We start from the raw sequence: 23,089 nt of genomic DNA, 5'->3' as shown, positions 1-23,089 counted from the left end.
GAGTCTGAATGAGGAGTGGAAGGCCGGCGCTGCTGCCGCCGGCCGAAGCCGGGCGGATCAGCGCGGAATCAGAGTGCCTTCAGCGTGCCCTTGGGCAGCACCGTGGCGATCGCCTGCCGCTGCACGGCGACTTCGACGTTCGGTGCCAGCTCGACGCTGATGAAGCTGTCACCGACCTTGGTGATGCGGCCGGCCATGCCGCCCTGGGTCACGACTTCGTCGCCCTTGGTCAGCGCTTCGATCAGCGCCTTGTGTTCCTTCGCGCGCTTCATCTGCGGGCGGATCATCAGGAACCACAGGACGACGAACATCAGCAGGATGGGCAGCAGTCCCATCAGGCCACCGGTGGGGTCGGCGGCGCCTGCGGCCTGAGCGTAAGCGGGGGAAATGAACACGTTGGACTCCGTTTGCGCGATTGGTAAAGCGCGCGAGTATATCAGCCGGGCCCGGGCCGTCCCGGGCCGACAGATTTGCTCACACTCCGCGCTGCCGGTCGGCGAGGAAGGCGGCCGACCAGGGCGCGTATCGGCCGGTTTCGATCGCTTCGCGCGCCTCGCGTGTGAACTGCTGGTAGAAGTGCAGGTTGTGCAGCGTATTCAGCCGTGCGCCCAGCATTTCGTTGCAGCGGTGCAGATGGTGCAGGTAGGCGCGTGTGTAGTGGGCGCATGTGTGGCACTCGCAGGAGGGATCGACCGGGCCGGTGTCGTCCTTGTAGCGCGCGTTCTTCAGCTTGATGTCGCCGTAGCGGGTAAACAGCCAGCCGTTGCGCGCATTGCGCGTGGGCATGACGCAGTCGAACATGTCGATGCCGTGCGCGATCGCATTGATCAGGTCTTCCGGCGTGCCCACGCCCATCAGGTAGTGTGGTGCATTCTCGGGCAGTCTCGGCGCCGTGTGCGCGAGGATGCGCTGCATGTCGTCCTTGGGCTCGCCGACCGACAGGCCGCCGATGGCGTAGCCGTCGAAGCCGATGCCGGTCAGCGCGGCCAGCGACTCGTCGCGCAGTGATTCGTGCATGCCGCCCTGGACGATGCCGAACAGCGCATTCGCGTTGCCCAGCGCGTCGTGCGCGTCGCGCGATCGCTGCGCCCAGCGCAGGCTGAGCCGCATCGACGTCGCCGCCTGCTCCAGATCGGCCGGGTAGGGCGTGCATTCGTCGAAAATCATCACCACGTCGGAATTCAGGTCGTGCTGGATGCGCATCGACTCTTCCGGCGTCAGCAGCAGCTTGTCGCCGTTGATCGGACTGGAGAAGCGCACGCCGTCTTCACTGATCTTGCGCAGTGCGTCGAGCGAAAACACCTGGAAGCCACCCGAATCGGTCAGTATCGGTCGGTCCCAGCCCATGAAGCGGTGCAGCCCGCCATGCTTGCGGATCACCTCGGTACCGGGTCGCAGCCACAGGTGAAAGGTGTTGCCGAGCACGATTTTCGCGCCCATGTCCTTCAGTTCCGCCGGGTCCATGCCCTTGACCGTGCCGTAGGTGCCGACCGGCATGAACACGGGTGTGTCGACCGTGCCGTGGGCGAGGGTCAGGCGGCCGCGTCGGGCAAGGCCGTCGCGCGCGAGCAGATCAAACTTCATCGTGGTCCTTCATGCGCGCCGGAATGAACATCGCGTCACCGTAGCTGAAGAAGCGGTAGCGCTGCGCCACCGCGTGCGCATAGGCGGCGCGCACGCGCTGCTGCCCGGCCAGTGCCGACACCAGCATCAGCAAGGTGGACTTCGGCAGGTGAAAATTGGTCAGCAGGCCATCGATCACCCGGAAATCGTAGCCCGGCGTGATGAACAGCCGCGTATCACCCTGGCAGGCGGCGAGCGGGTCGGGTGCGCAGGTGGCCGCCGCGGATTCGAGGCAGCGCAGGCTGGTGGTGCCGACCGCGATCACGCGTCCGCCACTGGCTTTCGTGTCGGCGATGGCCTGTGCGGTGTCGACCGGCAGCTGGAACTGTTCGCTGTGCATGCGGTGTTCCGCCAGATTGTCGGTGCGCACCGGCTGGAAGGTGCCGGCGCCGACGTGCAGCGTGACGTGCGCCTGTCGCACGCCGCGCGCGGCGACGGCCTCAAGCAGCGCGTCGTCGAAATGCAAACCCGCAGTGGGGGCGGCGACGGAACCGGTCTGCCGAGCGTAAACCGTTTGATAGCGTTGTTCGTCCGCATCGGCGGCGGCGCGCTCGATGTAGGGCGGCAACGGCAGTCGCCCGTGACGTTCCAGCAGTGCGGCCAGCGGCGCGGCATCCGTGCTGCGCAGCCGGAAGAATTCGCCGTCGCGTCCGAGCACCTCGAAATCGAAGGCGTCTTCCATGCGCAGCCGGCTGCCGGCGCGCGGCGTCTTGCTGGCGCGGACCTGCGCCAGCGCCTCGTGCTCGCCGGTCAGTCGTTCGATCAGCACTTCGATGCGGCCGCCGCTGCTCTTGGTTCCGTACAGCCGGGCATGCATCACGCGGGTGTCGTTGAACACCAGCAGGTCATCCGGCTCCAGCCACTGGGGCAGCGCGCGGATGCTGCTGTCGGTCAGCGACGTCGTCCCGACGACCAGCAGGCGGCTGGCGCTGCGCTCGGGCAGCGGGGCCTGGGCGATCAGGTCGTCGGGCAGGTCGTAATCGAAGTCGGACAGGGTAAGCACGGAATGCGGCACAGGGTCGGCCTGAAAGGCAAAGCCCGCGATTGTAGCGTCCGTCAGGCTTGCGCAGCGACCGGCCCGACACGCATAATCCGCCGCTCTTCCCTGCCGGGATGGCGGAATCGGTAGACGCAGCGGATTCAAAATCCGCCGCCGCAAGGTGTGGGGGTTCGAGTCCCCCTCCCGGCACCAACAAGCGCCAAGCTATAATCGCGCGATTTTTCGGGCGCTTTTCAATCCGTGCAGGTCTTTCGCGCAATCCCTTCTGCGGCCGATGCGCCGGTCGTCCTGACCATCGGTAACTTCGACGGCGTGCATCTGGGCCATCAGGCCCTGCTCGCCCAACTCGTCACGCGCGCGCGCGAAGATCGCCTGCCTGCAGCGGTGATGACCTTCGAGCCGCATCCGCGCGAGTTCTTCACGCACGAGCGACGGCCGACCCGGCTGACCAGCCTGCGCGAGAAACTCGAGCTTTTTGCCGAAGCGGGGGTGGACAGGGTGTACGTGTGTCGCTTCAATGCGCGGTTTGCGGCACTGAGCGCGCAGGCCTTCATCGACGACCTGCTGGTGCGCGGTCTTGGCGTGCGTCACCTGATCATCGGCGACGATTTCCGTTTCGGACGGGGTCGTGAAGGTGACTTCGAGCGCTTGCGCTCGGCCGGCGAGCAGCACGGATTTTCACTGGCGACCATGGCCACGGTATCGGTCGATGGCGAGCGGGCGTCCAGTTCCGCCGTGCGCGGGGCGCTGGAATACGGTGATCTGGCGCGTGCCGAAGCACTGCTCGGACGCCCTTACGAGATCAGCGGACGCGTCGAGCACGGGCAGAAGATCGGTCGCCAACTCGGTTTTCCGACCGCGAACGTGCAGATCAGGCAGCGTTCGTTGCCGCTGTCCGGGATTTTCGCGGTCACCGTGACCGGCGCCGGTCTGCTGGGTGCGCAGGGCGCGGCCAGCGTCGGCGTGCGGCCGACCATCGCCGACGGCCTGCGGCCGACCTGCGAGGTTCACCTGCTGGACCGCACGGTCGACCTGTATGACCGACGCGTGTCGGTGCGCTTCCGGCACAAGATGCGTGACGAGATGCGCTATGAAGGACTGGATGCACTGCGCGAGGCAATCGCGAAGGACGTGGCCGATATCCGCCACTGGTTTGCTGTACATACTCTCTGAAGGCTGAACATGGCTGACTATCGCTCGACGCTGAACCTCCCCGACACGCCGTTTCCGATGCGCGGCGACCTGCCGAAACGCGAGCCTGGCTGGGTGAAGCAGTGGCAGGACAGCAAGCTGTATCAGCGCATCCGCAAGCAGTCGGCCGGCCGGCCGCAGTTCGTGCTGCACGACGGCCCGCCGTACGCCAATGGCGACATCCACCTCGGCCATGCGGTCAACAAGATACTGAAGGACATCATCGTCCGCTCGATGACGCTGCACGGCTTCGACGCGTCCTACATACCGGGCTGGGACTGCCATGGTCTGCCGATCGAACACCAGATCGAGAAGGCGCACGGCAAGTCGTTGCCGCCGGCCGAGGTGCGCAAGCTGGCGCGCGCATACGCCGCCGAGCAGGTCGAACTGCAGAAGAAGGGCTTCGTGCGTCTCGGCGTACTGGCCGACTGGGATCGCCCCTACCGCACGATGGATTTCCATAACGAGGCGGGCGAAATCCGCGCGCTGAAGGAAATGGTCAAGAAGGGCTGGGTGTACCGTGGCCTGAAGCCGGTGAACTGGTGTTTCGACTGCGGCTCGGCGCTGGCTGAAGCCGAAGTCGAATACCAGGACAAGGGCAGCCCGGCGGTCGATGTGGGGTTCCAGATCGCCGACGCCTGCCGTCAGATGCTGGCGGATGCGTTCGGACTCGACGCGCTGCCGGCCGGCACGGTGCAGGCCGTGATCTGGACCACCACGCCGTGGACGATTCCGGCCAATCAGGCGCTGAATGTGAATGGCGAGCACACCTATGCACTGGTGCGCACCGCGAACGGTCACGTGATCGTCGCGCGCGATCTGGTCGACAGCTGTCTGGCGCGCTTCAAGCTTGAAGGCGAGGTGGTCGCCACCGCGCCGGGTACGGCACTGGCGGATCTGCTGTTCCAGCATCCGTTCTACGTGCGCGACGTGCCGGTGCTGACTGCCAGCTATGTCGGGCTCGATGCGGGTACCGGCATCGTGCACTGCGCGCCGGCCTACGGTGTCGAAGACTTCCAGACCTGGACGGCACATGGTCTGGCGACCACCGAGGTGTTCGGCCCGGTGCAGGCCAACGGCGTCTATATCGATGCCTTGCCGCTGTTCGGCGGCATGCACATCTGGAAAGCCAATCCGGTCATCGTCGACACGATCGCCAAGGCGGGTGCGCTGCTGTCGCACGAGCAGATCACGCACAGCTACATGCACTGTTGGCGCCACAAGACGCCGGTCATCTACCGCGCGACGGCGCAGTTCTTCGTCGGCATGGACATCCGTCAGCCGGAGTCGTACACGCTGCGTGAATGCGCCGCGGCGGCGGTTGAAGCGACGGCTTTCTATCCGGAGTGGGGCAAGGAACGTCTGGCGGCGATGATCGCCAAGCGCCCGGACTGGTGCATTTCGCGCCAGCGCAACTGGGGGGTGCCGATTCCGTTCTTCCTGCACAAGGAAACCGGCCAGTTGCACCCGGATACGCCCGACCTGATGGAACAGGTGGCGCTGCGCGTCGAGCGCGATGGCCTCGACGCCTGGTTCAATCTCGATCCGGCCGAACTGCTGGGCGACGACGCGGCGCAGTACGACAAGCTGACTGACACGCTCGACGTGTGGTTCGATTCCGGCACCACGCACTGGCACGTGCTCCGAGGCTCGCACCAGGACGGCCGGCGCGGCGATGGCGGCCCGGTTGCCGACCTGTATCTCGAAGGCTCCGACCAGCACCGCGGCTGGTTCCAGTCGTCGCTGCTCACCGGATGTGCGCTGGATGGTCACGCGCCGTATCGTGCGCTGCTGACGCACGGCTTCACGGTCGATGCCAGCGGCCACAAGATGAGCAAGTCGGCCGGCAACGGCATCGAGCCGCAGGAAGTCGGCGACAAGCTGGGCGTGGAAATTCTGCGGCTTTGGCTCGCATCCGCCGATTACTCGGGCGAATTGTCGATCTCGAAGGAAATCCTCGACCGCGTGGTGGAAACCTATCGCCGGCTGCGCAATACCGTGCGCTTCCTGCTGGCCAACATCGCCGACTACGATCCGGTTGCGCACAAGCTGCCGGTGGCGAAGTGGCTGACCATCGACCGCTACGCACTGGCGCTGACGCGCGACCTGCAGGAACGCGTCGGCAACGATTACCTCGCCTTCGAATTCCACAAGATCGTGCAGGCGCTGCAGCACTTCGCGTCGGAAGATCTCGGCGGCTTCTACCTCGACATCCTGAAGGACCGGCTTTATACGACAGCACCCGGCTCGCTCGCCCGCCGCTCGGCCCAGGGCGCGCTGTGGCACATCACGCAGACGCTGGTGCGCCTGATGGCGCCGATCATGCCTTTCACGGCGGAGGAAATCTGGACCGTGCTGGCCGAAGCGGGCAAGAACGGCCCGTATGCGGCCAACCTCGACAGCGTCATGCTGACCACCTGGAATGCGCTGCCGATGCAGGCCGACGAAGCTGCTCTGCTGGAAAGCTGGGGGCGCATCCGCACGTTGCGGGCCGAATCGGCGCGAGTACTCGAAACGCTGCGTGCCGAAGGCGCCATCGGTTCGTCGCTGCAGGCCGAAGTCGAAGTGCGCGCAGCCGGTACGACTTACGACGATCTTGCGGCACTGGGCGACGATCTGCGCTTCGTGCTCATCACCTCCGGGGCGACGCTGGTCAAGGTCGATTCGGACGCGGAGCAGGGCGTCAGTGCGGTGGCAAGCGCGCAGGTCAAGTGCGCGCGCTGCTGGCATTATCGCGCCGATGTCGGCAGCAACCCCGAGCACCCCGAACTGTGCGGCCGTTGCGACAGCAATCTGCATGGCGAGGGTGAAACGCGCAGCCACGCCTGACCACCATGACTGTGCGCTTCGCCGGCTGGCTGGCCGTCGCCCTGGTGGTCGTGGGTGCGGACCAGCTGACCAAATACCTGATCACCGGATGGTTGTCCTACGGCCAGAGCTGGTCCGTGACGTCCTACTTCGATCTGGTGCTGGTGTACAACCCGGGCGCCGCATTCAGTTTTCTGGCAGACCATTCGGGCTGGCAGCGCTGGTTCTTCATCGTGCTGACGTCGGCCGTGTCCACCTGGCTCATCGTGCTGATGCGCCGCCATGTCACTCAAACCGTTCTGCCGCTGGGGCTTGCGTTGATCCTCGGGGGCGCCATCGGCAACCTGATCGACCGCGTGGTGCTGGGAGCGGTCGTCGATTTTCTGTATTTTCATGCCGGGAGCCACGGCTTTCCGGCGTTCAACGTGGCCGATTCGGCCATTACTGCGGGTGTCGTGCTGATGCTGATCGATCAGTTCTGGCTGGTGTCGCGCGCCGCCCGTGCGGAGAAGCAAGCATGAGTGACAAGATCAAGCCGGACAGCCTGGTGACCCTGCATTACCGCATGGCCGTGCCGGAAACCGAAAGGGCCGTGGTACGGGTCAGCACCTTCGATTCCCGGCCTGCGACGCTGCAGCTGGGACGGGGTGAGCTGGCGCCCGCGCTCGAAATCTGTCTCGTCGGCCTGGCGGTCGGCGATCGCGAGGTGTTCGAACTGGAAGCCGGCGAAGTGTTCGGTGACCACAGGGAAGATCTGGTCGAGCGCTTTGCCCGCGCCGACCTGCCGGACGATGTCGAACTGGCGGTGAATTCCATCGTCGAATTCCTGGGTGAAGACGGCAACAAGTTTCCCGGCCTGGTGAAGGAAGTGGATGACAAGTCGGCGCTGATCGATTTCAATCATCCGCTGGCAGGGCGGGCCGTAAGCTTCGAGGTCCAGATCATCGGCATCCTCTGACGGAGGAAACATGGAAATACTGCTGGCCAATCCGCGCGGTTTCTGTGCCGGCGTCGAGCGGGCGATCGCCATCGTCGAGCGGGCGCTCGAGCAGTACGGTGCGCCGATCTATGTGCGGCACGAGGTGGTGCACAACAAGTTCGTCGTCGACAGCCTGCGCGCCAAGGGTGCGATCTTCATCGACGACCTCGAACTGGTGCCCGAGGGCGCCACGCTGATCTTCAGCGCGCACGGTGTGCCGCAGGCGGTGCGCCACGACGCGTCGTCGCGTGGCCTGCGCGTGTTCGACGCAACCTGCCCGCTGGTGACCAAGGTGCACGTCGAAGTGGCCAAGATGCGCGATGCCGGCCGTGAAATCGTCATGATCGGGCACAAGGGACATCCGGAAGTCGAAGGAACGATGGGGCAGACGGACGGTGGCATGTATCTGGTCGAAACCGTTGCCGACGTCGCCTTGCTGACCGTCAGGGATGCCGGCAAGCTTGCCTATGTCACGCAGACCACATTGTCGGTGGACGACGCCGAAGTCATCGTGGAGGCGCTGCGGACGCGCTTCCCGGACATCGTCGGTCCGAAGCGCGACGACATCTGCTACGCGACGCAGAACCGGCAGGATGCGGTCAAATTCATGGCGCCACGCAGCGATCTGGTGCTGGTGGTGGGCTCACCGAACAGTTCCAACTCGAACCGCTTGCGCGAGGTGGCGCAACAGTTCGGCGTGCCGGCCTATCTGATCGACAACGCGACGCAGATCGATCCGGTCTGGCTGTCCGGTCGCAAACGCGTTGGCGTGACCGCTGGGGCGTCGGCACCGGAAGTGCTGGTCGATGAAGTGGTGGCACGGCTGCGCGAACTCGGCGCCGGCTCGGTGCGCATGCTCGAAGGCGCGCCGGAAAACGTCAACTTCCCGCTTCCGAAGGAACTGGTGCAGGGGTGACAGACCCGTTGATTGGCGCGGACGGGCCCGCTTACATATACTGGGAATCATGAAAACCACGTTGAACCGCGAACAAACGATAGATCTGCTGCGCAAGCACGGCGTCAATCTGACGCAGCCCCGTGTGGATATCGCCTGCGTACTGTTCTCCCGCATGGAGCACCTGTCGGCTGACCAGATTCTGGGCATGGTGAATGAAACTTCTCCGTCGGCCTCGAAGGCAACGGTCTACAACACGCTGAAGCTGCTGCGTGATTCCGGACTGATCCGCGAGGTCATTGTCGACCCGACCAAGGTGTTCTTCGATCCGAACACCGAGCCGCATCATCACCTGTATGACGTCGTGACCGGCTGCCTGACCGACATTCCGCAGCACGTGCTGCGCGTCGATGGCATGCCGTCGCTGCCGCCGGGCATGGTCGCCGATGGCATGGACATCGTCGTCCGCATGCGTCCTTCAGCTGCTGCAGTGTGACCGCACCATCGATCCGTGCATTCTTCCGCGTTGCGTGCAGGTTCTCATTGATTTGAGCCGTGCCAACGGCTAACATGCGCGCTCTTTTTCGCCGCTGTAGCTCAGTTGGTAGAGCAGCGCATTCGTAATGCGAAGGTCGCCAGTTCGATTCCGGCCAGCGGCACCAGTAGATTCAGGCAGACAGGCCAGTTCCCGGGAACTGGCCTTTTTGTTTTGGGGTACGGGAACGCGCGGCAAACGCGCCGAACCGCAACATCAGGTGGTCGTCTTCATCGAAACCAAGAAAAAAGGTGGTCGCGGCTTTTTGCCACGACCACCTTTTTTCTGACCTTGCATGGGGTGCGACCGGAAAGTCGCGGAATGCCGTTCCGGTGTCAGGCGCTGACGCTGAACTCTTCGCGGATCGGGGGGGGGCCGGAGATCGGCTGATTGTTGCTGCGGACGGATGCCGTCACGTAGTGCATCGGCGCAATTTCATGGCGGAACAGATAGGACAGCACGCGACCTGAATTCCAGCTGTCGGGCAGCGCGATCAGTACGGAATGCGCGGCATCGACATCAAGCGCGTTGTTCACCAGCCAGGCGCCGATCTGTTCGCGCAGCAGGAAGCGGGTTTTCAGCGGGCTGGTCGCCAGCGTCATGCCCGGTGTCTCGGCCAGGCGGATGGCGAGCGAGCGAGCGAGCGGAATCCAGTCGGCTTCGACGCGTTGTCCGTGGCAGGCTGCCAGCGCTGCATGTTCGCGCTTGAGCACTTCGCACAACAGGGCAGCAAGCTCGCCGGCGGTCCAGTTGCGCAGACCCGCTGCGGCCACGGGCTGACCGTTGGCTCCGATCTCGGCGTGGCGTGACGCATTGGCCGAAAATCTCGGCCATGCCGCATGTTCCCGTGCGGAGCGCGAAGTCGGATCATCACGCTGTTGGCGCGACGCCGGAGCTCCCTCATTCAAAATTGCACCCATGGCATACCTTTTGAGTTGTTGGTTCGATGGTAATGCTGCGATGTGTCATTCTTCAGAACTTAGGTCACCCGGACTAAGGGTTAACCCGGCCTGCAGATAGAGCGCCAAATACCCTGTCTGCTCCCTTTTCCCGTTCGCAGGATCTTCGTCACAGCCGCATGCAGACTGACTTTGCCGAGATGTGCAATCGTTGCGAACCCTTGTTCAAGGCAGCGTTCGAATGGCTGCCCCTGATGTTATCGACACGGAAGTTAACAAATGAAGAACTCTTTTTCGCGCGCCATCCACCTGCGTGACTACAGCGCGCCTGCCTGGTGGGTGGATACCATCGACCTTGATGTGTCGATCGCCGACGATGGCGACACGACGGTTGGCGCAGTCATGCTTGTGCGGCGCAACGAAAATGCAGCCCGGGCCGATCTGGAGCTGGATGGCGAAGCGCTCGAGCTGATTGACGTCCGCGTTGACGATGACACGCTGGACAACCCCGCCAGTCGGCTGAAGGACGGCCGGCTCGTGCTGGCCGGACTGCCGGACAACTGCCGGCTGACCACAAGGGTGCGCATCCGGCCGGATGTCAACACGACGCTGTCCGGCTTGTTCCGTTCGAAGGACGGCTACTTCACGCAGTGCGAGGCCGAAGGCTTCCGCCGCATCACGTTTTTCCCGGATCGGCCAGACGTGATGTCGCGCTACACGGTCACCCTGCACGCCAGCCGCGAACGTTTCCCCGATCTGCTTGCCAACGGCAACCTGGAAGCCAGCGGTGACGAAGCCGGCGGCCGTCACTGGGCGCGCTGGGTCGATCCGTTTCCCAAGCCGTGCTACCTGTTCGCCATGGTCGCCGCGAAGCTCGACCGGCTCGACGATCGCTACACGACCGCCTCCGGGCGCGAAGTCGATCTGGCGATCTACGTCGAACCGGGCAAGCTCGATCAGTGCGATTTCGCGATGCACGCGCTGAAGAAGTCGATGCGCTGGGACGAAGAGCGTTTCGGCCTCGAACTGGATCTCGACCGCTACATGATCGTCGCCGTGGGCGATTTCAACATGGGCGCGATGGAAAACAAGGGCTTGAACATCTTCAACACGAAGTACGTGCTGGCGCGGCCCGACATCGCCACCGATGTCGATTACATGAACATCGACCGCGTGGTCGCGCACGAGTACTTCCACAACTGGACCGGCAACCGCGTCACCTGCCGTGACTGGTTCCAGCTGTCGCTGAAGGAAGGCCTGACCGTGTTCCGCGACCAGGAGTACGGCTCGGACATGTATTCGCGTGCCGTGCAGCGCATCCAGGAGGTTCGCGGCCTGCGCGCAGCGCAGTTCCCGGAGGACGCCGGTCCGATGGCTCACCCGGTGCGTCCGGCCAGTTACGAGGAAATCAACAACTTCTACACTGCCACGGTCTACGAGAAGGGCGCCGAGGTGGTGCGCATGATCCACACCCTGCTGGGCGAAGACGGTTTCCAGCGTGGCATGAAGCTGTACTTCGAGCGCCATGACGGGCAGGCGGTCACCTGCGACGCCTTCGCGTCAGCCATGCAGGACGCGAGCGGCGTCGATCTGTCCCGATTCCGTCGCTGGTACGAGCAGGCCGGCACGCCGACGCTGAAGGCCGCAGCCGACTTCGACGTCGCATCCGGCCGCTATCGGCTCACGCTGACGCAGGACAATCCGCCGACCGCCTACGAGAAGCGTCTGGCGCAGGAAGGCATTTCACTCGAGCGCGGCCCGCTGCACATTCCGGTTGCCGTTGGCCTGCTGTCGTCCGATGGCCGCGAAATCCTGCCGACCACGGTGCTGTCCCTGACCGAAACCTCGCAGACCTTCGACTTCGATCTTTCGGGGCATTGCCTGACGCAAGCACCGCTACCGTCGCTGCTGCGCAATTTTTCGGCACCGGTGACGCTGCTGTTCGACTGCCCGGACAGTGCGCTGGCAACCTTGATGGCGCACGACCGCGACGAATTCAACCGCTGGGAGGCGGGCCAGCGGCTGGCCACGAGGCTCATGCTCGCCGGCGTGGCGACCTTGCAGGCGGGCGGAACGCCCGAAGTGCCGACCGTGTTCATCGATGCCTTCACCGAGACCCTTGGCAAGGCAGCGCAAGACCCGGCCTTCGCCGCCGAGGCGTTGGCACTGCCGTCGGAGATCTGGCTCGGCGACCAGATGACGGTGATCGATCCGGATGCCGCGCACCGGGTACGTCGGATTTTCCGGCGCACGCTGGCGCAGGCCTTGCGCCCGCAGTTCGAGGCGCTGCTCGAATCGCTTGCCGTGACCGGCCCCTACCTGCCGGACGCTGCCGCGATGGGTCGGCGTGCGCTGCGCAATCTTGCGCTGGGCTATCTGATGGAACTGGACGACCCGGCGCTGCAATTGCGCGCGCTCTCGCAGTTCCGCGATGCGGACAACATGACCGACCAGTCGGCTGCGCTGACCCTGCTGGCGCACAGCGAAACGCCCTTGCGCGAGGTCGCGCTGGCCGAGTTCTACGCGCGCTGGAAGCACGAAGCCCTGGTGGTGGACAAGTGGCTGACGGTGCAGGCGACCTCGCCGGCGGTCGGCACGACGGCGCGCGTGCGAGAACTGATGGCGCACGAGGCATTCGACCTGAAGAATCCGAACAAGGTGTATGCGCTGGTGCGCACCTTCTGCGCCGCCAATCCGCTGCATTTCCATGCGGCGGACGGCTCGGGTTATACCTATGCGGCCGGTGTCATCCGAGAGCTCGATCCGGTGAACCCGCAGGTGGCCTCACGCGTGGCCCGCGCCTTCGACCGCTGGCGCCGCTTCGACGACGGTCGCCAGGCGCATGCCCGCGCCGCGCTGGAAAGCATCGCCGCGCAGCCGGGTCTGTCGTCGGATGTCGCCGAGGTCGTCAGCCGGGCTTTGGCTTGAGAGCAGTGGTGAGGTTCAAGGTACAAGTAACAGCCAAGCGCCGCCGCCAGCACCTTCGACCCTTGAACCTTGTACCTTGCCCTCTCAATCAGTGGCGATCATCGCCTCGAAGGCCAGCGCTGCCGGGCTGAGCGGCCGACGTGGCAGGCGCAATCGGTATAGCTGGCGGCTCAACTGAACGTCGGGCAGCGTCAAGGTGGCGACTTTTCCGAGCGCGATCTGGTCGGCCGAACTGACCCGCGGCACCATCGAAACGCCGCCGCCGGCCGCCACGGTCTGGATGACGGCTTCCGTACTGCCTGCTTCGATCAGCCGGGCGGGGCGTATGCCCAGCTTGTCCAGCCAGCGATTCACGACTTCGCGCGTACCCGAACCGGGTTCGCGCACCACCCAGGTTGCCTGCGACAGCGCTTCTATCGTGACCTCGCCGGCTTTGGCCAGCGCACCGTCGGGCGGTGCGACGATCAGCAGTGCCTCTTCGCGCCAGGGGCGTGATTCGATGCGCTCATCCTCGACCGGGCCTTCCACCAGCGCGATATCGACCTCGCAGGCGAGCAGGCTTTCGGCAATGGTCTGGGTATTGGCGCTGGTCAGGCTCAGCGACACCCCTGGATGCGCCTGGGCGAAGTCGGCCACATAGCCGGGCAACCAGTAGGCCGCGACGGTCATGCTGGCGCCGATGCGCAGGCGGCCGCGCTCCAGATCGGAATAGGCCTGGAGCGCTTCCAGCGCCTCGCGCTCCATCGCAAAGATGCCCACCGCGTACTCGAACAGCACCTGACCCGCTTCGGTCAGCGACACGACACGCGCGCCGCGCTCGATCAGCACCACGTCGAGTTGGTCTTCCAGCTCGCGCAGTGCCTTGGATACCGCCGGCTGGCTGACGCCCAGATGTTCCGCTGCGCGCGAAAAGCTGGTGTGCTCGCCGACAGCGTGGAAGATGCGCAGGAGGTGCAGGTTCATTGCGGGACAGTCGATGGGCAAGCCGGCATTGTTTCACATCGCCGCACGCGAAAAGACCCGCGTGGTGCGGGTCTCGGTGGGTGCATGCAGACCGGCGGCGGTTCAGCCAGCCATCTGTACCGGAATGTGACCGCGTTGGTTCACGATGCGGTTCTTGCCATCGACGTACACCAGCTTAGGTTCGAATCGGGCCAGCTCGACTTCGGTGTATTGCGCGAAACAGGCAATGATCAGCAGGTCGCCGGCGGCCGCCTTGCGGGCTGCCGCACCATTGACCGAAATGATGCCGGTACCGCGTTCCGCGCTGATCGCATAGGTCGAAAAGCGCTCGCCGTTGGTCACGTTGTAGATGTCGATCGCCTGATATTCGCGGATGTCCGCCGCGTCCAGCAGATTCTGGTCGATCGCACACGAACCTTCGTAGTGCAGTTCGGAATGGGTGGTCGTGACACGGTGCAGCTTGGACTGAAGCATGGTGCGTTGCATGGGCGCTCCTTCGATATCGCGCTGTTTCGACCACTGCACGTGCCGCAGCACGCACAACAGAGCGCTGCTGGAACACCACCGGCCTTGAGCGCGTCGTGGCGACCTACACTTCCAGATTGTCGATGAGGCGCGTCGTCCCGAGCAGGGCGGCGGCCACGATCACCAGACTGGATTCGTGAGCGGATGGCGATTGTAGGTCGGCTTGTCGTCGCACTGCAACATATTGTGGAGACCAGCCACGGGCCTCAAGAAACGCCGTGGTGTCATGTTCGATCCGCGCGAATTCGCGATCTCCTGCCCGCAGCGCATCACGCGCCGCGGATAACGCTTCGTACAGCTGTACCGATTGCGCGCGCTCGGCCGCGGACAAATAGCCGTTGCGCGACGACAGCGCCAGTCCGTCGTCGGCGCGCAGTGTTTCGCCGCCCACGATTTCGATCGGCAGCGCCAGCTGCTGCACCAATTGACGGATCACCATCAGCTGCTGGTAGTCCTTCTTGCCGAACACCGCCACCTGCGGCTGCACGATGTTGAACAGCTTTGCGACCACCGTGGCGACGCCGGTGAAGAAGCCCGGCCGGAACGCGCCTTCGAGCAGGTCGGCCAGCGCCGGGTCCGGCACGACGCGCAAGGTCTGCGGCTGCGGATACAGTTCGGCTTCGGATGGCGCGAATACGTGCGCCACGCCGGCTGCCTGCATGCGGGCGCAGTCGGCGTCCATGGTGCGCGGGTAGCGGTCGAAATCCTCGTGCGGGGCGAACTGCAGGCGATTGACGAACACGCTGGCCACGACCACATCGGCCAGCGTGGCGGCCTGTCGCATCAGCGAGGCGTGGCCCTCGTGCAGATTGCCCATCGTGGGCACGAAGGCGATGCGCGCGCCCTGCGCGCGCAACGGGTCAAGCGCGGCGCGCAGGCCCGCTATCGTGGGATGTATCTGCATGGTGGTGCGACGAGACGTAACGGAAAAGTGCTCAGTAGGCGTGCTCGGGACCAGGGAAACTGCGTTCCTTGACCGCGGCGATGTAACGGCCCAGTGCGTCCTGCACGTCGTCGGCACCCGGCATGAAATTGCGCACGAAGCGCGGACGCCGGCCGGGGAAAAGGCCGAGTACGTCATGCAGCACGAGCACCTGACCGTGGCAATCCAGCCCGGCGCCGATGCCGATCGTGATGAAGCGGCGCGCTGCCGTGACCTCCGTCGCCAGCCGGGCCGGCACCATTTCCATCACCAGCATCGAGGCGCCGGCGTCGTCGAGCAGCGCGGCGTCGGCCTTCAGTCGCTCGGCCGATTCTGCGGTCACGCCCTGCGCGCGGTAGCCGCCGAGCTGGTGCACCGACTGCGGCGTCAGTCCGAGGTGGGCGCATACCGGCACGCCGCGCTCGACCAGGAAGCGCACGGTGTCGACCATGTGCGCGCCGCCTTCCAGCTTCACCATCTGTGCACCGGCGGTGAGCAGCTTCACGGCATTGCGCATCGCCTGTTCGCGGCTTTCCTGATAGCTGCCGAACGGCATGTCGCCGATCAGGAAGGCGCGGCCCTCGACGTTGCGCAGCCCGCGTGCGACGCATCCCGTGTGGTAGGCCATCTCGTCGATGGTGACCGGCAGCGTCGTGTCATGGCCCTGCAGCACGTTGCCGAGCGAATCGCCGACCAGCAGCACGTCGGCACCGACGGCGTCGCACACCGCCGCAAAGGTCGAGTCGTAGCAGGTGAGCATTGCGATCGGTTCGCCGGCGGTGCGCATGCGGGCGAGCGTATTCAGCGTGACCGGGCGGCGGGCCGGGTCGGTATCGCGGACATAGGTCATGTGGCGTATCCGAAAAATTCGCGGAAGGAGCGCATCTGGGTCAGCCGTTCGACCAGCAGCGCAAAATCGTCGTCGTTGTCGACCGGATTGAGCTCTTCCGCGTTGACGATGAACAGCGGACTCGCATCGTACTGGTAGAAGAAGCGTGCGTAACGTTCCACCACGCGTGCCAGATAGCTTTCGCTGATGCGCCGCTCGGCGTCTACGCCGCGCCGGCGCACCCGTTCGGCCAGCGTATCGGCGTCGGCCTGCAGGTAGATGACCAGATCCGGTGCCGGCGCCTGCAGCTTCAGCGCGGTGAAGATCTGCCGGTACAGCGCGTATTCGTCATCGGTCAGATTCATCGACGCGAACAGCGGGTCCTTGTCGATCAGGAAGTCGGCCACGAGGCGGCCGGAAAACAGGTCGTCCTGCGCCACCTCGCGCAGCTGTTCCATGCGCTGGAAGAGGAAGAACAGCTGGGTCTGCAGCGCGTAGCGCTCCATGTTCTGGTAGAAGCGCCCGAGGAAAGGGTTTTCTTCCGGCTTCTCGAACAGGGTCGGCGCCTGCAGGTGTTCGGCGAGGCGCCGGGCGAGCGAGGTCTTGCCGACGCCGATCGGCCCTTCGACGACGATGTAGCGTGCTTTGTCCAGCATCGGTGCGGTATTCCGGTCGGAAGGTCGGGTCAGCGGAAGATGAAATACACCGCGCCCAGCATACACAGCGCGGCCCACAGGTAGTCAAGCTTGAACGGCTCGTGCATGTAGAAGATCGCGAACGGCACGAACACCGACAGCGTGATCACTTCCTGCATGATTTTCAGCTGGCCGAGCGTCAGCTGGGTGTGGCCGATGCGGTTGGCCGGCACCTGCAGCATGTACTCGAACAGCGCAATGCCCCATGAAAACAGGGCTGCATACCACCAGGGCCGATGATTCAGGTCGCGCAGGTGCGCGTACCAGGCGAAGGTCATGAAAATGTTCGACAGCACCAGCAGACCGCCGGTCTGCAACCAGACAGGCAACTGCGGCATCGTCATTCAGGCGCGACCTGGCTGATGCCGTTCGGCTTGCGACGTACCCGACGACGTTTCTTGACCGCTTCTTCCGGGCGCAGCATCGCTTCGCGGGCCGGGCCGTCGGCGTCGGCAAATGCGGTCCACCAGTCGGCCAGCTCCTGCGGCGCCTCGCCGGAGCCGGCGCGCAACAGCAGGAAGTCGTAGGCGGCGCGGTAGCGCGGCAGTTCGAGCAGACGGAAGGGCCGCTTTCCGGCGCGCGCGTCAAAGCGCGGCTGCAGCGACCAGATGTCCTTGATGTCGGTGGCGATGCGCCGCGTGATGGCAAGCTTTTCCGCCTGCTGGTCGAGCACCACGGTCATCGCCTCGAACATGGCCGGAATCGACGATTCGCCGGCGGCCTTGCGCTTTTCCCAGTCGGCCAGCACCTCGTGCCACAGCAGGGTGGCGAACAGGAAGCCGGGCGAGATCGATTTGCCTTCGCGCACCCGCTCGTCGGTGCGCTCCAGCGCCAGCATGACGAAGCGCTCGCCCATCGGCTGTTCGAGAATGACGTCGAGCAGCGGCAGCAGGCCGTGATGCAGACCGTCTTCGCGCAGCTGGCGCACACAGCGCACGGCGTGGCCGCTGGTGAGCAGCTTGAGCATTTCGTCGAACAGGCGTGCCGGCGGCACGTTCTCGAGCAGGCTGGCCATCGAGCGTATCGGTTCGCGCGCGTCCGGGTCGATGACCAGCCCGAGCTTGGCCGCGAGGCGCACCGCACGCAGCATGCGGATCGGGTCTTCGCGGTAGCGGCGCGGTGCTTCGCCGATCATGCGCAACGTCCTCTGCTTGAGGTCGGCCACGCCGTGGTGGAAGTCGATGACGGTTTCAGTCGCCGGGTCATAGTACAGCGCGTTCACAGTGAAATCGCGCCGCGCAGCATCTTCTTCCATGGTGCCGAACACGTTGTCGTGCAGGATGCGGCCGTGCTCGTCGGTCACCGCTTCGGAATCGCCGCGGAAGGTGGTCACCTCGATCGTGTCGCGGCCGAACATGACATGCACGATCTTGAAGCGGCGCCCGATCATGCGTGCCCGGCGGAACACCGCCGTCACCTGTTCCGGTGTCGCGCTGGTGGCGACGTCGAAGTCTTTCGGCACGATGCCGGCGATGAGGTCGCGTACCGCACCGCCCACCACATAGGCCTGATAGCCCTCGGCCTGCAACCCGTCACACACCCGGCGCGCGGCCGGCAGCAGTGCGTCGCGTGAGATGCCGTGCTGGGCAATCGGTATGCTGACCGGGCCGCTCGGCCGTGTCGCATTGGGGCGGGTGTGGTCTTCGGGGCGTCGGAATATCCGGCGCAGCAACTTTCGGATCATCAGTAGTGGGACTTTCTGGCGCGGCCCGGCGCCGGGCGCTTGGATAATCGACGCGCCATGTTAACGCAAGCCGACGCGCGTCAGTCCGCCGTGTTGCATGTCGATCGACAGGCGCGCTACCATCCGCGCCGATGCACACCACCCGATCCCATTTCCGCCTGACCCTGCTGATCGCGATATTCGCGGTCTGCGCGCAGGCACTGCTGCCGTCGCTGATGCGCTGGCAGCAGTCGGTCGACCCGACCGCGATGACGGAAATCTGCACCGTGTTCGGCGTACAGGTGCTGTCAAAGGACGGCATACCGCAGCCGGTCAAGCCGGGCCACTGCCCGTGGTGCATGGCGCAAACCGCTTTTGCGCTGCCGGCGCATGCATTTGATGCGGTGTTTGCGCGCCATGCCGAATCCGAGCCGCCACCGGCGCAGCTCGCGCCAGATTTTCCGACCTTCACGCCGCTTGCGGCGTCGCCGCGCGCGCCACCCCGGCACGCCTGATCCCCGCCTGATCTGCCGGTGACGCGCGGCCCTGCCGCCGTGCGCATCGCCATCCGACCTCGTCGCGCCCTTGTCGCGCGGCCGCATCACGGAACATCCTTCATGCAATCGACCTTCGTGGCCGCGATGCGCCTGTTCGCGCTTTCGCCCCTCGCCCTCGCCGTCAGCAGCCTTGCGATGGCGGCCGACACCACGGTTCAGCTGCCCGAGCAGCGCATCGAAGCTCGGCGCATCCTGTCCACGACACTTGCCGATCTCGAATCCGCCCGTGCCGCGATGGCGCTGACGCCGGGCGGCGCCTCGGTGATCGACGCCGAATCGTTTCGCGACGCCCGCGTGTCGACCTTGCAGGATGCGCTCGGCTACAGCGCGGGTGTGTTCGTGCAGCCGCGCTTCGGTTCGGAAGAATCGCGCCTGTCGATCCGCGGCTCCGGCCTGCAGCGCACCTTTCACCTGCGCGGCATCAAGCTGATGCAGGACGGCGTGCCGATCAATCAGGCCGATGGCGGGGGCGACTTCCAGGTGCTGGAGCCGCTCGCCACGCGCTACATCGAGGTGTGGCGCGGCGGCAATGCGCTGCAGTACGGCGCCAGCAGCCTGGGCGGGGCGATCAACTACGTGTCGCCCACCGGTCACGACGCACCCCGGCTGACCGTGCGCGCGGAAACCGGCGCCTTCGGCTATCTGCGCAGCCAGATCGCCACCGGCTTCGTCGCCGGAGACGTCGATGGCTATCTCAGCCTGTCCAGCTTCACGCAGGACGGCTTTCGCGACCATGCGCGCCAGGACACCCAGCGCGTCGTCGGCAATATCGGGCTGCGCATCGCGCCTTCGCTGGAAACGCGCTTCTTCATGCAGGCCGCGAAAAGTGATTCAGAACTGCCGGGCAATCTGACGCGTGCGCAGCTGCAGGCCAATCCGCGCCAGGCGGCGCTGACCAACATCACCGGCGACCAGAAGCGCGACATCGACCTGTGGCGCGTGTCGAACCGCACCGTGTGGCTGGCCGGTGAGGGCCTGCGCTTCGAACTGTCCGCCTACTACGTCGACAAGGACCTGTTCCACCCCATCTTCCAGGTGCTCGACCAGCGCAGCAAGGATTTCGGCGCCGAGCTGCGCGTGGTGTCCGAAGCGACGCTGGCCGGCTTGCCGCATCGTCTGGTTGCCGGCGTCGGCGCCGCGCGCGGCGACACCGACGACGATCGCTTTCTGAACGTCGCGGGCCGTCGTGGCGCACGCACCAACAAGCTCGACACCAGCGCGCGCAATCTCGAAAGCTACGTCGAAAGCCAGCTCACCTTTGCGCCGGCGTGGACCGCGGTGGTCGGCACGCAATACACGCATGCGCGCCGCAAGAGCCGTGACCTGTGTTTCGCCGGCGGGCCGCTGGCCTGCGCCGGCGGCGACGAAAGTTTCGCGCGCACTTTCGACGGCTGGAGCCCGAAACTCGGCGTGCGCCACGACGTTTCGCCCTCGATGCAGTTGTTCGCCAACGTGTCGCGCAGCTTCGAGCCACCCTCATTCGGCGAGCTGACCGGCGGGGCGACGGTGATCGACTCGCTGCGCGCACAGCGCGCAACCACCTGGGAAGCAGGCAGTCGCGGCGACTTTGCATGGGGGCGCTACGACTTCGCGCTCTACCACGCCCGGGTGACCGACGAATTGCTGGCCTACACGCTCAATCTGGGCGGCGCACCGGTCAGCACCACGCTGAACGTGCCGAAGACGATCCATCGCGGCGTCGAATTCGCGGCCGACGGCCGCTTCGGCGCCGGCTTCGAATGGCGCCAGGCGCTGCTGTACAACGACTTTCGCTTCGACAACGACCCGCTGTTCGGCGACAACCGGCTGCCCGGTGTGCCGCGCACGCTGTTCCGCGGCGAGCTGGGCTACCGCTTCCACGCGGCGCCCGGCGGTCCGCTGAAGATCGCCGCCAGCACCGAATGGTCGCCGCAGCGCTATGCGGTCGACATGGCCAATACCGAATTCGCCGACGACTACGCACTCTTCGGCCTGCGCATCCAGCAGCAGGTCGGCAAGCAGTTCTCGTGGTTCATCGAGGGGCGCAACCTGTCCGACCGCCGCTATGCCGCGAGCACCAGTGTCGTGCGCGACTTCAGCGCACTGGCAGCCGGGGCGCGCAATGTCTATCTGCCGGGCGACGGCCGCGCCGTCTATGCCGGCATCGAATGGAAAATGTGAAATGAATCGATATCTGAACTGCGTGGCGCTCGCGTTGCTCGGCCTGCCGGTCGTGGCGGCGGCGCATGTCGTGCTGGAGCAGCAGACGGCGCCGGCCGGCAGCTACTACAAGGGCACCTTCCGCGTCGGCCACGGCTGCGAAGGCTCGCCGACCACCGCCATCACGATACGTCTGCCCGAGCCGATGGCCAGCGTGAAGCCCATGGTGAAGCCGGGCTGGACCGTCGCCGTGCACACCGAAAGGCTGGCGCAGCCGCTGATGCACCACGGCAAACCGGTTGCTGAAGCGGTGGTTGAAGTCACCTGGACCGGTGGCCCGCTGGCCGATGCGCACTATGACGAATTCGCGCTGATGATGAAGCTGCCGGATGCGCCCGGACGACGCTGGTTCAAGGTGATGCAGCAGTGCGAGCGTGGCGCGAACGACTGGTCGCAGATTCCGGCCGAAGGTCAGGGCACACGCGATGTGAAAATGCCAGCGGCCGTTCTCGACCTGCTGCCGGCGGAATCCCGGCCGCATCACTGAACCCGTGAGCCGATACGCGCGCCCACCCCGCACCGCACGTCGGCTCAAGCTGGCGTGGGTGTTGCTGTGCGCGTTCGTCCTGCAGTTCGTCATGGCATCGCTGGGTGGCGCCGTTCGTGTCGCCACGCCATTCGACGAAATCTGCAGCGTGTCGGCAGCGGGTGCCGGCGACGTCCGGGGCGGCTCGGGCGACACGGTGCTGCATGGACAGCATTGCGCGCTGTGCGTCCCGGCCGGCGCGCTGCCGCCTCCACCGCTGCCATTTCCGCTCACCCAATCCGGTCAGTCCGACGCGCCTATCGTGCGCATCATCGATACCGGACACTGGATCGAAACCGGCGCGCACTGGCAGCCACGCGCGCCACCACTGCTCTCCTGATTCACCTGCCAAATCGTCCGGCACCGACCTCCGGCTACTGCCTGAGGATGGAGTCGTGCGCTTCCGCGCGCTGAAGGCTGCACGGCTCGGCGCGCCTGCACGTATCAAGGAGAGTACTTTTCATGAAGAACAGAATCATCGTGGCCGCACTCGCCGGCCTGTTTTCCGCTTCCGCCTTTGCCCATGTCAGCTACAGCACGCGTGACTTCCTCGCCAATGGCGTGCAGTCGGGCAATACCTGGACGCTGTCGAACCAGCGCGTCACGTCGGACTTCGGCTGGGCCGATGGTGCCGACGCCGACTGGGGTGACAGCCACCGTCTGCGCTGGGCGAAGTTCAGGCTGACCGAAACATCGGTCGTCACGCTGACGGTCAGCGCCGCGAGCTTCGACTACCTCAGCGGCGGCAACACGCTGACTGCCCTGGGTGACCTGATCCCGGGCTTTTCGCTGTACAGCGGGCTGGCACCTGCTGCTGCCTTCGAAGGCGGCGACCATCCTGACTATCTCGCCAATCATCCGGGCTTCCTGCCCACGCTCAATCCGAACTATCTGGGCGCCGGCATCACCGGAACGCGTGAAGGTGCCTTCAACGCGAGCGGGGATTTCTGGCTTGGCAACAAGCTGGCCGAAGTGGGCGCGGCCGGCTGGGCGGCCGCACGGCTGGGCTACATCGGACAGGCGGTGGATGGCGCCGGCGTCGACTTCAACGGTGACAAGGTGATCGACATCACCGGTGACGGCAGTGCAGACGGCACGGTCTCGGCCAGCTTCACGCTGGCCGCCGGCAGCTACAGCCTGATCGTGGGCGGCGCGCGCTATGCCAGCCCGTACATCGATTTCGATGCGGCTACGGCGCAGCGCGGCTTTTCTGCGGCGCTGTCCGTCAGCGCGGTGCCGGAGCCCGAAGGCTGGGCGCTGATGCTCGCCGGCCTCGGTCTGATCGGGCTGATCGCGCGCCGCCGCACCGCGCTGATCTGAGTGGATTCGCACTGCCGGTTCAAGCACGCGGA

23 protein-coding genes and 2 tRNA genes are annotated in these 23,089 nt (G+C 65.3%); 14 read left to right on the top strand and 11 right to left on the bottom strand.

Features of this window, described 5'->3' with window-relative positions:
* Positions 1-68: 68 nt before the first annotated feature.
* The 3 genes from yajC to queA form a co-directional block, all read right to left on the bottom strand.
* Positions 69-395: a preprotein translocase subunit YajC gene (gene yajC / locus BSY238_RS04520; protein WP_069038088.1), complete on the bottom strand. Its 327-nt coding sequence runs from the start codon at positions 393-395 to the stop codon at positions 69-71.
* Between the two features lie 79 nt (positions 396-474).
* Positions 475-1,584, bottom strand: a complete 1,110-nt coding sequence (tgt, locus tag BSY238_RS04515) for a tRNA guanosine(34) transglycosylase Tgt (RefSeq protein WP_069038087.1) — start codon at positions 1,582-1,584, stop codon at positions 475-477.
* Positions 1,574-2,626 (bottom strand): tRNA preQ1(34) S-adenosylmethionine ribosyltransferase-isomerase QueA, encoded by a 1,053-nt coding sequence (queA, locus tag BSY238_RS04510; protein ID WP_069040452.1) that lies wholly within the window; start codon positions 2,624-2,626, stop codon positions 1,574-1,576. The genes tgt and queA overlap by 11 nt, the downstream gene beginning before the upstream one ends.
* 104 nt (positions 2,627-2,730) lie before the next feature.
* Between queA and BSY238_RS04505 the strand changes: the two genes are divergently transcribed.
* From BSY238_RS04505 to BSY238_RS04470, 8 genes are all read left to right on the top strand, one after another.
* Positions 2,731-2,815 (top strand) — tRNA-Leu (locus BSY238_RS04505).
* Positions 2,816-2,863: 48 nt separating this feature from the next.
* The gene (locus BSY238_RS04500) at positions 2,864-3,796 is read left to right on the top strand and encodes a bifunctional riboflavin kinase/FAD synthetase (RefSeq protein WP_069038086.1); all 933 of its coding nucleotides are present in this window, start codon (positions 2,864-2,866) and stop codon (positions 3,794-3,796) included.
* A 9-nt stretch (positions 3,797-3,805) separates the two neighbouring features.
* Positions 3,806-6,643: an isoleucine--tRNA ligase gene (ileS, locus tag BSY238_RS04495; RefSeq protein WP_069038085.1), complete on the top strand. Its 2,838-nt coding sequence runs from the start codon at positions 3,806-3,808 to the stop codon at positions 6,641-6,643.
* Between the two features lie 5 nt (positions 6,644-6,648).
* The gene (lspA, locus tag BSY238_RS04490) at positions 6,649-7,143 is read left to right on the top strand and encodes a signal peptidase II (protein WP_069038084.1); all 495 of its coding nucleotides are present in this window, start codon (positions 6,649-6,651) and stop codon (positions 7,141-7,143) included.
* Complete coding sequence (locus BSY238_RS04485; RefSeq protein ID WP_069038083.1) at positions 7,140-7,580, top strand: FKBP-type peptidyl-prolyl cis-trans isomerase; 441 nt, start codon at positions 7,140-7,142, stop codon at positions 7,578-7,580. The genes lspA and BSY238_RS04485 overlap by 4 nt, the downstream gene beginning before the upstream one ends.
* A gap of 10 nt (positions 7,581-7,590) precedes the next feature.
* Positions 7,591-8,517, top strand: coding sequence for a 4-hydroxy-3-methylbut-2-enyl diphosphate reductase (gene ispH / locus BSY238_RS04480; RefSeq protein WP_069038082.1), 927 nt, complete (start codon positions 7,591-7,593; stop codon positions 8,515-8,517).
* Positions 8,518-8,566: 49 nt separating this feature from the next.
* On the top strand, positions 8,567-8,992 hold the full coding sequence (locus tag BSY238_RS04475) for a Fur family transcriptional regulator (protein ID WP_069038081.1): 426 nt from the start codon (positions 8,567-8,569) through the stop codon (positions 8,990-8,992).
* A 90-nt stretch (positions 8,993-9,082) separates the two neighbouring features.
* Positions 9,083-9,158: transfer RNA gene (locus BSY238_RS04470), tRNA-Thr, on the top strand.
* Positions 9,159-9,366: 208 nt separating this feature from the next.
* Here BSY238_RS04470 and BSY238_RS04465 read toward each other — a convergent pair.
* Entirely contained in the window at positions 9,367-9,804 is a 438-nt protein-coding gene (locus BSY238_RS04465) for a hypothetical protein (protein WP_223300266.1), read from the bottom strand.
* 405 nt (positions 9,805-10,209) lie between these two features.
* Here BSY238_RS04465 and pepN point away from each other — a divergent pair, with 405 nt between their 5' ends.
* Entirely contained in the window at positions 10,210-12,858 is a 2,649-nt protein-coding gene (gene pepN, locus BSY238_RS04460) for an aminopeptidase N (protein WP_069038079.1), read from the top strand.
* A gap of 84 nt (positions 12,859-12,942) precedes the next feature.
* Here the strand turns inward: pepN and BSY238_RS04455 are convergent, their stop codons facing one another.
* The 7 genes from BSY238_RS04455 to pcnB all read right to left on the bottom strand — a co-directional run bounded on the left by BSY238_RS04455 (position 12,943) and on the right by pcnB (position 18,476).
* On the bottom strand, positions 12,943-13,821 hold the full coding sequence (locus tag BSY238_RS04455) for a LysR family transcriptional regulator (protein WP_069038078.1): 879 nt from the start codon (positions 13,819-13,821) through the stop codon (positions 12,943-12,945).
* Positions 13,822-13,923: 102 nt separating this feature from the next.
* Entirely contained in the window at positions 13,924-14,307 is a 384-nt protein-coding gene (panD, locus tag BSY238_RS04450; RefSeq protein ID WP_069040451.1) for an aspartate 1-decarboxylase, read from the bottom strand.
* A gap of 103 nt (positions 14,308-14,410) precedes the next feature.
* Positions 14,411-15,250 carry a pantoate--beta-alanine ligase gene (panC, locus tag BSY238_RS04445; protein WP_069038077.1) on the bottom strand — a complete coding sequence of 280 codons (840 nt, stop codon included), beginning with the start codon at positions 15,248-15,250 and terminating at the stop codon, positions 14,411-14,413.
* Between the two features lie 31 nt (positions 15,251-15,281).
* On the bottom strand, positions 15,282-16,118 hold the full coding sequence (panB, locus tag BSY238_RS04440; RefSeq protein WP_069038076.1) for a 3-methyl-2-oxobutanoate hydroxymethyltransferase: 837 nt from the start codon (positions 16,116-16,118) through the stop codon (positions 15,282-15,284).
* Positions 16,115-16,753, bottom strand: a complete 639-nt coding sequence (locus BSY238_RS04435; protein ID WP_069038075.1) for a deoxynucleoside kinase — start codon at positions 16,751-16,753, stop codon at positions 16,115-16,117. The genes panB and BSY238_RS04435 overlap by 4 nt, the downstream gene beginning before the upstream one ends.
* Positions 16,754-16,782: 29 nt before the next feature.
* Positions 16,783-17,136, bottom strand: a complete 354-nt coding sequence (locus BSY238_RS04430) for a DMT family protein (RefSeq protein WP_190295053.1) — start codon at positions 17,134-17,136, stop codon at positions 16,783-16,785.
* Positions 17,133-18,476 carry a polynucleotide adenylyltransferase PcnB gene (pcnB, locus tag BSY238_RS04425; RefSeq protein WP_069038074.1) on the bottom strand — a complete coding sequence of 448 codons (1,344 nt, stop codon included), beginning with the start codon at positions 18,474-18,476 and terminating at the stop codon, positions 17,133-17,135. Before pcnB ends, BSY238_RS04430 begins: the two co-directional genes overlap by 4 nt.
* Before the next feature lie 131 nt (positions 18,477-18,607).
* Between pcnB and BSY238_RS04420 the strand changes: the two genes are divergently transcribed.
* The 5 genes from BSY238_RS04420 (at position 18,608) to BSY238_RS04400 (ending at position 23,057) form a co-directional block, all read left to right on the top strand.
* Positions 18,608-18,970, top strand: coding sequence for a DUF2946 family protein (locus tag BSY238_RS04420; RefSeq protein ID WP_069038073.1), 363 nt, complete (start codon positions 18,608-18,610; stop codon positions 18,968-18,970).
* Between the two features lie 102 nt (positions 18,971-19,072).
* A complete protein-coding gene (locus BSY238_RS04415) occupies positions 19,073-21,172 on the top strand; it encodes a TonB-dependent receptor family protein (protein ID WP_150123881.1) in 2,100 nt (699 codons plus the stop codon).
* 1 nt (position 21,173) lies between these two features.
* A complete protein-coding gene (locus BSY238_RS04410) occupies positions 21,174-21,698 on the top strand; it encodes a YcnI family copper-binding membrane protein (protein ID WP_069038072.1) in 525 nt (174 codons plus the stop codon).
* 4 nt (positions 21,699-21,702) lie between these two features.
* Positions 21,703-22,077 (top strand): DUF2946 family protein, encoded by a 375-nt coding sequence (locus tag BSY238_RS04405; RefSeq protein ID WP_069038071.1) that lies wholly within the window; start codon positions 21,703-21,705, stop codon positions 22,075-22,077.
* Positions 22,078-22,199: 122 nt separating this feature from the next.
* Positions 22,200-23,057, top strand: coding sequence for an FxDxF family PEP-CTERM protein (locus BSY238_RS04400; RefSeq protein ID WP_069038070.1), 858 nt, complete (start codon positions 22,200-22,202; stop codon positions 23,055-23,057).
* Positions 23,058-23,089 lie beyond the last annotated feature (32 nt).

The organism is Methyloversatilis sp. RAC08 (assembly GCF_001713355.1).
Lineage (GTDB): Bacteria > Pseudomonadota > Gammaproteobacteria > Burkholderiales > Rhodocyclaceae > Methyloversatilis.
The sequence above is the reverse complement of the archived record's forward strand: the minus strand, read 5'-3'. Positions and strand labels throughout refer to the sequence as shown.

Excerpts from the sequence above, each read along its gene's own strand:
- tgt (WP_069038087.1), bottom strand. The coding sequence starts at position 1,584 with ATGAAGTTTGATCTGCTCGCGCGCGACGGCCTTGCCCGACGCGGCCGC.
- ileS (WP_069038085.1), top strand. The coding sequence starts at position 3,806 with ATGGCTGACTATCGCTCGACGCTGAACCTCCCCGACACGCCGTTTCCG.
- lspA (WP_069038084.1), top strand. The coding sequence starts at position 6,649 with ATGACTGTGCGCTTCGCCGGCTGGCTGGCCGTCGCCCTGGTGGTCGTG.
- BSY238_RS04485 (WP_069038083.1), top strand. The coding sequence starts at position 7,140 with ATGAGTGACAAGATCAAGCCGGACAGCCTGGTGACCCTGCATTACCGC.
- ispH (WP_069038082.1), top strand. The coding sequence starts at position 7,591 with ATGGAAATACTGCTGGCCAATCCGCGCGGTTTCTGTGCCGGCGTCGAG.
- BSY238_RS04475 (WP_069038081.1), top strand. The coding sequence starts at position 8,567 with ATGAAAACCACGTTGAACCGCGAACAAACGATAGATCTGCTGCGCAAG.
- pepN (WP_069038079.1), top strand. The coding sequence starts at position 10,210 with ATGAAGAACTCTTTTTCGCGCGCCATCCACCTGCGTGACTACAGCGCG.
- BSY238_RS04455 (WP_069038078.1), bottom strand. The coding sequence starts at position 13,821 with ATGAACCTGCACCTCCTGCGCATCTTCCACGCTGTCGGCGAGCACACC.
- panD (WP_069040451.1), bottom strand. The coding sequence starts at position 14,307 with ATGCAACGCACCATGCTTCAGTCCAAGCTGCACCGTGTCACGACCACC.
- panC (WP_069038077.1), bottom strand. The coding sequence starts at position 15,250 with ATGCAGATACATCCCACGATAGCGGGCCTGCGCGCCGCGCTTGACCCG.
- panB (WP_069038076.1), bottom strand. The coding sequence starts at position 16,118 with ATGACCTATGTCCGCGATACCGACCCGGCCCGCCGCCCGGTCACGCTG.
- BSY238_RS04435 (WP_069038075.1), bottom strand. The coding sequence starts at position 16,753 with ATGCTGGACAAAGCACGCTACATCGTCGTCGAAGGGCCGATCGGCGTC.
- BSY238_RS04430 (WP_190295053.1), bottom strand. The coding sequence starts at position 17,136 with ATGACGATGCCGCAGTTGCCTGTCTGGTTGCAGACCGGCGGTCTGCTG.
- pcnB (WP_069038074.1), bottom strand. The coding sequence starts at position 18,476 with ATGATCCGAAAGTTGCTGCGCCGGATATTCCGACGCCCCGAAGACCAC.
- BSY238_RS04420 (WP_069038073.1), top strand. The coding sequence starts at position 18,608 with ATGCACACCACCCGATCCCATTTCCGCCTGACCCTGCTGATCGCGATA.
- BSY238_RS04415 (WP_150123881.1), top strand. The coding sequence starts at position 19,073 with ATGCAATCGACCTTCGTGGCCGCGATGCGCCTGTTCGCGCTTTCGCCC.
- BSY238_RS04410 (WP_069038072.1), top strand. The coding sequence starts at position 21,174 with ATGAATCGATATCTGAACTGCGTGGCGCTCGCGTTGCTCGGCCTGCCG.
- BSY238_RS04400 (WP_069038070.1), top strand. The coding sequence starts at position 22,200 with ATGAAGAACAGAATCATCGTGGCCGCACTCGCCGGCCTGTTTTCCGCT.